The sequence below is a fragment of the Epilithonimonas hominis genome, from assembly GCF_003730015.1.
GTDB lineage: Bacteria > Bacteroidota > Bacteroidia > Flavobacteriales > Weeksellaceae > Epilithonimonas > Epilithonimonas hominis.
The window spans coordinates 1-2,752 of record NZ_RJTU01000005.1 but is presented as its reverse complement, the minus strand read 5'-3'; the positions used below and the strand labels follow the sequence as shown (position 1 = coordinate 2,752).

Here is a 2,752-nt window from a genome sequence, read left to right as displayed (position 1 = left end):
CATAATATCAAGTAGTCATTAATGTATTTATATCCTTACTGTATTTCAAATTTGTAATAGATGTCTCCTCTTTTATTTTAAAATAAGTATTTGCACTAGTTTCATCTTCATACCAATTAACAGAACCATGAATTTTATACAGATATACAAGATTTTCAATTGGTTCATATTTTTCAATACTGGTATCCATCCTTTTTGAATATGTGTAATTGAAAAAAGCTGGATTAAAAAACCTGCTTATACCACCATTAAATCCATTAATATAAGAAATATTAAGGTTGTCTAAAGCAAATTCATTAAACAAATCGTTATTTATTGTAAATATGGAAATACGGGATAAATCTTTATTTCGATGTGCAACTTTTAAATAAAAATTTTTGTAAAGTTGCAATGCATCTTCATATTTAGAGTCATTTATATTGATATTAATTTTTGTAAAAATAACTTCTTCAATAATTGAAATTAATTCTTCACAAATTTTAAATTCTTTAACTTTAGTAGCGTCACATGTTAAATAATGTCTTGAGGAATAAAGAATACCCAATAATTCTTCTAAGTTTTCAGGTTGTTGCAACTTAATTGCATCATAAAAATCCTGCCTGTCTTTTGACAAAGTTTTTATTTTTACCTCAACAGCCTTGAACATATCCTTCATCGTAGGAATTGCACCCGCACTTGTTCCAGATCCAAACAAGAAACAAATGTTTTTCATATCGAATAATTCAGAAATTTTTTCCGAAATCATTACTAAAGCTTGCTTCTCATCTGAAATATCGGTCAACAAATTTTTATTGCCTTGAAAAAAATTAATATTATGTTTACTCGCCATATTGAAAATATTAAAAACTTTGTAAAACAATGTATTTTACTAAAATACAAGAATGATAATTTATTTAATTTACAAATATACAACTGAAGTCTATTTTCAACTAACAGCAATATATACCAAATATCATTTTAATAGATAATCAACAACCTACTAATGTGCAAATCAAATAATTCCAAGTTGCTTTGCCACATCCTTGCGATATTTATCAAATGGTTTCTGCTTGTTCTCAAAAAGATCAGAACCAAAAATATCTTTTTTTATTTCAGCTACATCTCTATTTAAAAGCTTCGATAGTTCGTCAAGATGGCTTTCAGAGTAGATATCTCTCTTTTTAATAAGTCCAAGAGATTCATTTTTATGAAAACTAAATCTACCTTGCAGATTTAAAATTGTAGTGAAATCGGAAGGTTGCTCAATTTTAATTGTATATTGATTTATTGAATTAATGCCAAAATAATTACTTATTGGATCTTTGTAATAAATCTTAAAATTAATTGGATGTATAAATTTTGTGGATGTTGGTGAAAGTAATTCGACTTCATTCAAATCTCCCAACATCTTTTGTTTCTTAAGTTTTGAGTTACATGAATAACATGTAGGTACTAAATTATAGAGGCAGAGTGCAAAATAAGGATAAGCGCTTTGGGGTAAAACATGATCAATTGTAAAATTATTTTTCCAATTTTTAACGACTTCCCATTTAATAGAATTATCTGTGTTTTTGCAACTATTTAAGGCATTAAATAATAAACTGTCAGTGATGAGAGTACTTTTTAAAGTCATTTCATCAGAGACTTTTCCTGCGCAAAGTTTCACTATTTTTTTTGCATTTGGTTTGGTAATGCCAGTCAACTTCATCAAATCTTCAATATTGCCGGTATTTATTAAATCATAGAAATCAAAATAATCATTAGAGAACGGTATATAGGCATTTACAAAATCAATCTCGCAATAATAGCAAGTCCGGATATTGAATAATGATGTATATTTCATGAAGAATTTCGAGATTCCCTTTTGAAGACAATTTTGATAATCAAACCATTTTACTAAATCACTTTTAGAATAAATTTCTCCTGCTAATTCAAAATTTTCCTTTGACGCATCAGGCTTTATGCGGTTAGCTAAAGCAATAATTTCATCAAAAGGAAGAACCAAAAATTCTTCTAGTTTTAAACCTGGCTTTAATTTGTCTAAAAATAGATTGATATGCGGAAGAACATTTGAACAACATTTTGTCAGTTCATTTTGATAATCCCTTTCAAAGTTTGAATTACCTTCATTCCTATATTGAATTCTCCCCATTTTCTTTCATTTTTTTTAATTGCTCCTGCAATTTTTCTATTTCTTTCTCTGTTTCCTCAATTGATTTTTCTCTCCACAATATTCTGTCAAGTTGACTTAAATGATTCTTAAGAACAGTTCTAATATAGTCTTCACCAATAAGGTTAATTAGTTTGACAAAACTTTTTCTTTTATGAAAATACTCCGCCTTATATTTTTCTATAAGTTTAAGATCTCTTTCTATTTCTTTAGAAGTTTTTTCATAATACTTTAAAAAAGATTCTATTTTTCCTCTTGAAAACGCCCCTTTTGTGTCGGACAAAAAGAATCCATTATTCAATATTTCGTGAATATTTTCTGCAAAAGTATTGTCAGATTTATATTCAATAGGTTTTGATACGCCTTCCTTTGATTCTAAAAATAAAATATTTTGCTTAGGTATATCCGATAAAATAAACGGAGAATGAGTAATAATCAGAAAGTTCAATCCTTCTATTGAGTCAAGTTTTACATTTTGTAAGATATCTAATAGCCTTTCAATAAATTTACGTTGAAACTCCGGATGGAAATACAATTCTATTTCGTCTAATATCACATTTACATTTCTATACTTTATTAACTCAACCTGAGTTCGGGATAAGA

At 27.5% G+C, this 2,752-nt stretch carries 3 protein-coding genes; all 3 read right to left on the bottom strand.

Features of this window, described 5'->3' with window-relative positions:
• Positions 1 to 7: 7 nt before the first annotated feature.
• Positions 8 to 829 (bottom strand): hypothetical protein, encoded by an 822-nt coding sequence (locus EGH73_RS00170; protein ID WP_123280142.1) that lies wholly within the window; start codon positions 827 to 829, stop codon positions 8 to 10.
• 162 nt (positions 830 to 991) lie between these two features.
• Positions 992 to 2,131 carry a hypothetical protein gene (locus EGH73_RS00165; RefSeq protein WP_123280141.1) on the bottom strand — a complete coding sequence of 380 codons (1,140 nt, stop codon included), beginning with the start codon at positions 2,129 to 2,131 and terminating at the stop codon, positions 992 to 994.
• A partial coding sequence (locus tag EGH73_RS00160; protein ID WP_148041662.1) for an AAA family ATPase occupies positions 2,112 to 2,752 on the bottom strand: 641 nt, incomplete at its 5' end. The genes EGH73_RS00160 and EGH73_RS00165, both read right to left, overlap by 20 nt.

Bases quoted from the DNA above. Each gene is read 5' to 3' on its own strand.
- EGH73_RS00165 (WP_123280141.1), bottom strand. From the start codon at position 2,131: ATGGGGAGAATTCAATATAGGAATGAAGGTAATTCAAACTTTGAAAGG.
- EGH73_RS00170 (WP_123280142.1), bottom strand. From the start codon at position 829: ATGGCGAGTAAACATAATATTAATTTTTTTCAAGGCAATAAAAATTTG.